6 protein-coding genes are annotated in these 7,983 nt (G+C 77.0%); all 6 read left to right on the top strand.

From position 1 onward, the window contains the following. Nucleotides 1-2,688 (top strand): penicillin-binding transpeptidase domain-containing protein (locus tag VGB14_00080; GenBank protein HEX9991300.1); only part of this gene is annotated, 2,688 nt, incomplete at its 5' end. 3 nt (nt 2,689-2,691) lie between these two features. Then, on the top strand, nt 2,692-4,122 hold the full coding sequence (locus VGB14_00075; protein ID HEX9991299.1) for a UDP-N-acetylmuramoyl-L-alanyl-D-glutamate--2,6-diaminopimelate ligase: 1,431 nt from the start codon (nt 2,692-2,694) through the stop codon (nt 4,120-4,122). Beyond that, entirely contained in the window at nt 4,116-5,150 is a 1,035-nt protein-coding gene (mraY, locus tag VGB14_00070; protein ID HEX9991298.1) for a phospho-N-acetylmuramoyl-pentapeptide-transferase, read from the top strand. The genes VGB14_00075 and mraY overlap by 7 nt, the downstream gene beginning before the upstream one ends. Beyond that, nucleotides 5,150-6,454 carry a UDP-N-acetylmuramoyl-L-alanine--D-glutamate ligase gene (murD, locus tag VGB14_00065; GenBank protein HEX9991297.1) on the top strand — a complete coding sequence of 435 codons (1,305 nt, stop codon included), beginning with the start codon at nt 5,150-5,152 and terminating at the stop codon, nt 6,452-6,454. Before mraY ends, murD begins: the two co-directional genes overlap by 1 nt. Next, the gene (gene ftsW, locus VGB14_00060; protein ID HEX9991296.1) at nt 6,451-7,566 is read left to right on the top strand and encodes a putative lipid II flippase FtsW; all 1,116 of its coding nucleotides are present in this window, start codon (nt 6,451-6,453) and stop codon (nt 7,564-7,566) included. Before murD ends, ftsW begins: the two co-directional genes overlap by 4 nt. Before the next feature lie 2 nt (nt 7,567-7,568). Further along, nucleotides 7,569-7,983: glycosyltransferase (locus VGB14_00055; GenBank protein HEX9991295.1), on the top strand; the 415-nt coding region annotated here is incomplete at its 3' end.

The raw sequence follows: 7,983 nt of genomic DNA, 5'->3' as shown, positions 1-7,983 counted from the left end.
GGCCAACGGCGGGCGGCCACCGCGCCCCGCCGCCGACCTCCGTCCCGCCGGCCCCTCGCCGCCCGCCTGGCCGGCGCCGTCCTCGCCCCGTTCGTCGCCCCCCGCCGCCCGGCCCCCCGGGCGACCGGACGCTCCGCCGGGTCGGGCCCGGCCGCCCGCACCGTCGTCGCGCCCCGCCGGGCCCCGGACGCCGCGCGCCGCACGCCCGCGACCGCGCCTCGCCGCACCCCCGAGGCCGCCCACCGGCCCGGCGCCATCGCCGCGCGCCGCTCCGCCGACGCCGCCGGCCGATCCGCCCCCACCGTCGCCCCCCGCCGCATCGCGGACCCCGCCGGCCGGTCCGGCGCCGCGACCTCGCCCCGCCGCACCGCCGACCCGGCCCGCCGGTCCGGCGCCGGGGCCACCTCCCCTCGCCGCCCCGCCGACCCCGCCGGCCGGCCGGGCGTCGCCACCTCGTCCCGCCGCACCGCCGACCCGGCCCGCCGGCCCAGTGTCGCGACCTCGCCCCGCCGCGCCGCCGACCCGGCCCGCCGGTCCGGCTCCACCGCCGCACCCCGTCGCGCCGGCGGCTCGCCCCGCCCGACCGGGGCGTCGACCCGCAACCTCGTCCCGCGCCGCACCGCCGGCCCCTCCCGCCGGTCGGGCGCCACCGCCACCGCGCCCCGCCGGCAGGCCCGGCCGGCGGCCCGGCGCACCGCCCGGGCCCGGCCCGACCGGGCGGCCGGCGACAGCCGGCGCCGCCTGATCGGCCTCGTCGTCCTCTTCGCCCTGGCCTTCGCTGCCGTCGTCGGCCGGCTCGGCGTCCTCCAGGTCATCGAGCCGGGCCGCTACGTCGCCTGGGGCGCGTCGCAGCGGACCGTCACCCGCGTCCTCCCGGCCGAGCGGGGGGCGATCCTCGACCGCACCGGCGCCGAGCTCGCCATCTCCGTCCCCCAGACGACCGTGTGGGCCGACCCCCGCCTCGTGCGCGACCCGATCGGGACCGCCGCCCGCCTGGCCGCCGCCCTCGACCTCGACGACGACGCCCGCGCCGAGCTCAGCGCCCGCCTGTCCGACCCCGACCGGCGCTTCGCCTACGTCGCCCGCCAGGTGAGCGACGAGGTCGCCGCCCGCGTCCGGGGCCTCTCGCTCCCGGGCGTGTACTTCCTCGAGGAGAGCCGCCGGTTCTTCCCGTCGGGCGACGTGGGCCGGTCCGTCCTCGGCTCGGTCGACATCGACAACCGCGGGGTCGCCGGCCTGGAGGAGCAGTACGAGGACGTCCTCGCCGGCCGGCCCGGCGAGCTGGTGCTCGAGCGCGACCCGGACGGGCGGACGATCCCCTTCGGGCACCACGAGGTCCGCCCGGCCGAGCGGGGCGACGACCTCGTGCTCACCCTCGACCGCGCCATGCAGTACGAGACCGAGCGCCAGCTGGTCGACCAGGTGCTGGCCACCGGGTCGAAGGGCGGCATCGCCGTCGTCACCCGGCCGGCGACCGGCGAGATCCTGGCCCTCGCCAACGTCACCGTGCCGGCGCCGGGGGAGTGGCCGGAGCCGTCGTCGGCCAACGCCGCGCTCGTGAACGTGTTCGACCCCGGCTCGGTGGCGAAGATCGTGACCGTCGCCGCCGCGCTGGAGGAGGAGGTCGCCACCCGGGACACCGTCCTCCAGGTGCCGTGGTTCCTCCAGGTGTACGACCACCGCTTCACCGACCACGACCAGCACCCCGTGATGGCCTGGTCGGTTGGCGACATCGTCGCCACCTCGTCCAACATCGGGACGATCATGCTGGCCCAGTCCCTCGGCGCGGAGCGCTTCGACGACTACCTCCACCGCTTCGGCCTCGGCCGGCCGACCGGGCTCGGCTTCCCCGGCGAGTCCGCCGGCCAGATGCAGGGCGACCCCGAGGACTGGTGCGGCACCTGCCTCGCGTCCCAGGCCATCGGCCAGGGCATCAGCGTGACGGCCGTGCAGATGCTGGCGGCGATGAACGTCATCGCCAACGGCGGCGAGTACGTCGCCCCCCGCCTCGTGGCCGCCACCGTGGATGACGAGGGCGTCGAGCACCCCGCCGCCCGGCCGGTGACCCGCCGGGTGCTGCGGCCGGAGACGGCGGCGGCGATGACCGACATGCTCGTCCAGGTCGTCGACGACGCCGAGGGCACCGGCACCCTGGCCGCCATCGACGGCTACACCGTCGCCGGCAAGACGGGCACCGCGCGCAAGCCGCTGCCGACCGGCGGTTACCAGGACGCCGACGGCAACTACCACTACGCCTCCACCTTCGCCGGGTTCGTGCCGGCCGAGGACCCGCAGCTGTCGGTCCTCGTCGTGCTGGACGAGCCGACCAACGGCTACTACGCCAGCCAGGTGGCGGCGCCGCTGTTCTCGTCGCTGGCCCGCTACGCCCTCCGCCGCTTCGACGTCCCCCCGGCCGCCCCCGCCGCCGGCACCACGCCGGCGACGACGGCGACGACGGCGCCCGCCCCCGGCGCCGTGCCGACCCTGCCCGGCTACGTGCGGGCCGCGCCGGCCGTCGCCCCGGCCCCGCCGTCCACGACGACCAGCCCGACCCTGGCCGACCCGGCGACGGCGACCGGCACGACGGCGACGACCGCGCCGACGGCGACGGCGACCACCGCCACCACCGCGCCGCCGGCCGGGACCGCGCCACCGACGACCGCCGCGCCACCGACGACGGTCCCCTAGGCGATGCGCCTCGACCGCCTCGTCGACGCGGTGGCGGGCGCCACCCCGGTGCTGGCCGGCCGCATGGCCGTGGCCGGCGACGCCGCCGCCGCCGACGTCGTCGCCGTCACCCACGACTCCCGCGCCGCCCGCGCCGGCACCCTGTTCTGCTGCATCCCCGGCGAGCGGGCCGACGGGCACGACTTCGCCGGCGACGCCCTCGCCGCCGGCGCCGTCGCCCTCCTGTGCGAGCGGGCCCTGCCCTTCGCCGTCCCCCAGGTGCTCGTCGCCGACGCGAGGGCGGCGACGGGGCCGTTCGCCGCCGAGGTCGCCGGCCACCCGTCCCGGCGCCTCAGGGTCGTCGGCGTGACCGGCACCAACGGGAAGACGACGACGACCCACCTGCTACGGTCCGTCCTCGAGGCCGCCGGCTGGCCCACCGGCGTGATCGGCACCCTGAGCGGGGTGCGCACCACGCCGGAGGCCCCCGAGCTCCAGGCCCGGCTGGGCGCCATGGCCGACGGGGGCGCCGTCGCCGTCGCCATGGAGGTGTCGTCGCACGCGCTGGCCCTGCGCCGCGTCGACGGCACCCGCTTCGCCGTGGCGGTCTTCACCAACCTGAGCCGTGACCACCTCGACTTCCACCCGACGATGGAGCACTACTTCCAGGCCAAGGCCCGGCTGTTCGAGCCGGACCTGGCCGAGCGCGCCGTGGTGAACCTGGACGACCCGCACGGCCGCCTCCTGCGGGACGCGGCGACCATCCCGACGGCGGCCTACACCATGGCCGACGCGGGCGACCTCGCCGTCGGCCCGACCTCGTCGACGTTCACCTGGCGGGGCCGCCCGGTGCGCCTCCCCCTCGGCGGCCGGTTCAACGTGAGCAACGCGCTCGCGGCGGCGACGGCGGCCGAGGTGCTCGGCCTCGACCCGCCGACGATCGCCGCCGGCCTCGCCACCGCCGGCCCCGTGCCCGGCCGGTTCGAGCCGGTCGACCGTGGGCAGCCGTTCACCGTCCTCGTCGACTACGCCCACACCCCCGACGGCCTCGACCAGGTGCTGGCCGCCGCCCGTGAGCTGGCCCGCCCGCCGGCGCGGGTGCTCGTCGTGTTCGGCTGCGGTGGCGACCGGGACCGCACCAAGCGCCCGGCGATGGGCGCGGCCGCCGTCGAGGGCGCCGACCTCGCCGTGCTGACCTCCGACAACCCCCGCCACGAGGACCCGCTGGCCATCATCGACGAGGTCCGCAAGGGCGTGCCGGCCGGCGCGCCGCTCGTCGTCGAGCCCGACCGGCGGGCGGCCATCGCGGTCGCCGTCGGCGAGGCGCGGCCGGGCGACGTCGTCGTCGTCGCCGGCAAGGGCCACGAGACCTACCAGGACCTGGGCGACCGGGTCGTCCCCTTCGACGACCGGGTCGTCGCCGGGGAGGCGCTGGAGGCGGCCGGGCCGTGGTGAACCTGCTGCTCGCGGCGAGCGTGTCCCTGGCCGTGTCCCTCGTCGGGACCCGGTTCCTCATCGACTGGCTGCGGGCCCACCGCGTCGGCCAGCCCATCCGCGAGGACGGCCCGCAGGGCCACTTCAAGAAGGCCGGCACGCCGACCATGGGCGGGGTCGGCATCGTGGCCGGCGCCCTCGTCGGCTACCTCGCCGGCCACCTGCGCAGCGGCGTGATCTTCACGAGAGCCGGGATCCTCGTCATGCTCGCCATCGTCGGCGGCGGCGCCGTCGGCCTGGTCGACGACTGGATCAAGGTGTCGAGGGAGCGCAACCTCGGCCTGACGAAGACGGCCAAGCTGGGCGGGCTGCTCGTGGTCGGCGTGGCCTTCGGCGTGCTGGCCGTCGAGTGGGCCAACGTCCGCACCGAGCTGACGTTCACCAGGGTCGGCACGATCGGCCTCCAGCTCGGGGCCGCCGGCTTCGTGGTGTGGGCCGTGCTCACCGTGCTCGCCACCACGAACAGCGTGAACATCACCGACGGCCTCGACGGCCTGGCCGCCGGCTCGTCGGCGTTCACGTTCATGGCCTACACGGTCATCGCCTTCTGGGCCTTCCGCCACCCCGAGGTCTATGAGATCCCCCAGGCCCTCGACCTGGCCATCGTGGCGTCGGCCATGCTCGGCGGCTGCGCCGGGTTCCTCTGGTGGAACGCCGCCCCGGCCCGCATCATCATGGGCGACACCGGGTCGCTCGCCATCGGCGCCGGGCTGGCCGCGCTCGCCCTCGTCACCTCGACCCACCTGCTGCTGCCCATCGTCGGCGGGCTGTTCGTGCTCGAGATGGTGTGCGTCCTGCTCCAGGTGGCGTCGTTCCGGCTGACCAGGCGCCGGATCTTCCGCATGGCGCCGATCCACCACCACTTCGAGCTGGCCGGCTGGCCGGAGACGACCGTCATCATCCGCTTCTGGATCCTCGCCGGGCTGCTCACCGCCCTCGGCCTCGGGCTGTTCTACGCCGACTTCGTCAGCACGGGGGCGCTCGACTGATGCCGCGGGCGCTGGTCGTCGGTTTCGCCGTCACCGGCGACGCCGTCACCCGGGCGCTGGCCCGCAGGGGCTGGGAGGTCGTCGTCGTCGAGGACCGGCCGGGGCCGTCGTTCGCCGACGACGTCGCCGCCGCCGGGGCCGAGCCGGCCGCCGGCCCGCTCGACGCCGTGATGGCGGCCGTCGACCTCGTCGTCCCCAGCCCCGGCGTGCCGTCCCACCACCCGGTGTTCGCGCTGGCCGCGGACGCGGGCGTGGACGTCGTGTCCGAGCTGGAGCTGGCCGCCTGGTGGGACGACCGCCCCATCGTCGCCATCACCGGCACCAACGGCAAGACCACGGTGACCGTGCTGACCGAGGCGGCGCTGAACGCCTCCGGCGTCGTCGCCCTGGCCGCCGGCAACACCGACGTGCCCCTCGTCGCCGCCATCGACCGGCCCGACGTCGAGGTGTTCGTGGTCGAGGGCTCGTCGTTCCGCCTCGACCGCACCCGCACGTTCCGGCCCCGGGTCGGGACGTGGCTGAACGTGGCCCCCGACCACCTCGACGCCCACGGCTCCTACGAGGCGTACGTGGCCGCCAAGGCGCGGATCTGGGCGGCCCAGGGTCCGGACGACGTCGCCGTGGCCAACGCCGACGACGAGGTGGTGATGGCCCACGCCCGCCGGGCGCCGTCCCGGGTGACGACGTTCGGGCTGGGGGAGGGGGCCGACCACCGGCTGGACGGCGACGCGCTGGTCCTCGCCGGCGGCGACGTGCTGGCCCGCACGCCGGAGCTGTTCAGGAGCCTGCCCCACGACGTGGCCAACGCCCTCGCCGCGGCGGCGACGGCGCTGCCGGCCGGGGCCACCGTCGAGGGCGCCCGGTCCGCCGTCGTCGCCTTCCGGGGCCTCCCCCACCGCGTGGCGCTCGTCGGCGAAGCTGGCGGCGTGCGGTGGTACGACGACTCGAAGTCGACCACCCCGCACGCCGCGCTCGCGGCCGTGCGGGGGTTCGGCTCGGTCGTGCTCGTGGCCGGCGGCCGCAACAAGGGGGTCGACCTCCGCCCCCTCGTCGAGGCGGCCGACCGGGTCAGGGCCGTCGTGGCCATCGGCGAGGCGGCCGGCGAGGTGGCCGGCGCGTTCGCCGGCGTCCGGCCCGTGACCGTGGCCGGGTCGATGGACGAGGCGGTGGCGGCGGCCGCCCGCCTGGCCCACCCGGGCGACGCGGTCCTCCTGTCGCCGGCCTGCGCCTCGTTCGACTGGTACCGCTCCTACGCCGAGCGGGGCGACGACTTCGCGAGGGCCGTCCGGGAGGTGGTCGGGTGACGACCACCGCGGTCGAGACCCGCCGCCGGCCGGGCACCTACCTCGTGCTGCTGGCCCTGATCGCCGCGCTGAACGTGGTCGGGCTCGTCATGGTGCTGTCGGCGTCGTCGGTCGAGGCCCTCCACGAGGAGGGCTCGTCGTGGCGCTACTTCAACCGCCAGGTGGTGTGGGTCGCCCTCGGCGCCGTCGTGCTCGCCCTCACCCTCCGCGTCGACTACCGGCAGTGGCGGCGCTGGACGGGCCTGCTGCTGCTCGGCTCGTTCCTGCTGCTCGTGCTCGTCCTCGTGCCCGGCGTCGGCATCACCGTGAACGGCGCCACCCGCTGGCTCGGCTGGGGCCCGCTCGGCATCCAGCCGTCCGAGATCGCCAAGCTGGCCCTGCTGCTGTGGACGGCGAACCTGATGGCCCGGCGGGAGCGCTACGTCGCCGACCCCCGGCTCACGCTCGTCCCCACCGTGCTCGTGCTCGGGGTGTTCGCCGGGCTCGTCCTCGCCCAGCCCAACCTCGGCACCACGCTCGTGCTCGGGTCGATCGTGGTCGTCGTGCTGTTCGTCGCCGGCGTGCCGCTGCGCCCGCTCGGGGCGACGGTCGGCCTCGGCGCCGTGGCGGCGACGGCCCTCGCCCTGGGCGCCGGCTACCGCAGGGCCAGGCTGACCGCCTTCCTCGACCCGTGGGCCGACCCCGGCAACACCGGCTACCAGACCATCCAGTCCCTGGTCGGCATCGCGTCCGGGGGGCTGGCCGGCACCGGGCTCGGGGCCAGCCGGGCGAAGTGGGGGTTCCTGCCCTACGCCCACACCGACTTCATCTTCGCCGTCATCAGCGAGGAGCTCGGCCTGATCGGCGGGGTGCTCGTCGTCGGCCTGTTCGTCGCCCTCGGCGTGCTCGGCCTGCGGGCCGCGCTGCTCGCCCCCGACCGGTTCGGGATGCTGGTGGCCGCCGGCATCACCGCCTGGTTCCTCGTGCAGGCGTTCGTGAACATCGGCGCCGTCATCGGCGTCCTGCCGATCACCGGCGTGCCCCTGCCGTTCGTGTCCTTCGGCGGGTCGTCGCTGCTCGTCGGCATGGCCGCCGCCGGCGTCCTCCTCAACGTCGCCCGCCAGGCCGGGTAGCGGTGGCGGGCACCTGGGCGATCGTCGCCGGCGGCGGCACCGCCGGGCACGTCCTCCCCGGCCTGGCCATCGCCAGGGCGCTCGTCGACGCCGGCCACGACCCGTCCGCCATCCACTTCGTGGGCAGCGAGCGGGGCATCGACGCCACCCTCGTCCCGCGCGCCGGGTTCGGGCTGACCGTCCTGCCCGGGCGGGGCATCCAGCGGCGGCTCACCCCGGCCAACCTGGGCGCGGCGTGGGGCCTCGCCCGCGCCTTCGCCACGGCGATCCGCCTCGTCCGCCGCCACCGCCCCGCCGTGGTCGTCGCCCTCGGCGGCTACGCCAGCCTGCCGTGCGGGCTGGCCGCCGTGCTCTGGCGGGTGCCGATCGTCGTGGCCGAGGCGAACGCGCTGCCCGGTGCCGCCAACCGGGTCCTCG

Source organism: Acidimicrobiales bacterium, from assembly GCA_036399815.1.
GTDB lineage: Bacteria > Actinomycetota > Acidimicrobiia > Acidimicrobiales > DASWMK01 > DASWMK01.
Note: the sequence above shows the minus strand (reverse complement) of the source record. Positions and strands in the feature narration are given on the sequence as shown.

What these genes read in the sequence shown, in the direction of transcription:
- VGB14_00075 (HEX9991299.1), top strand. Translation starts at nt 2,692, where the DNA reads ATGCGCCTCGACCGCCTCGTCGACGCGGTGGCGGGCGCCACCCCGGTG.
- murD (HEX9991297.1), top strand. Translation starts at nt 5,150, where the DNA reads ATGCCGCGGGCGCTGGTCGTCGGTTTCGCCGTCACCGGCGACGCCGTC.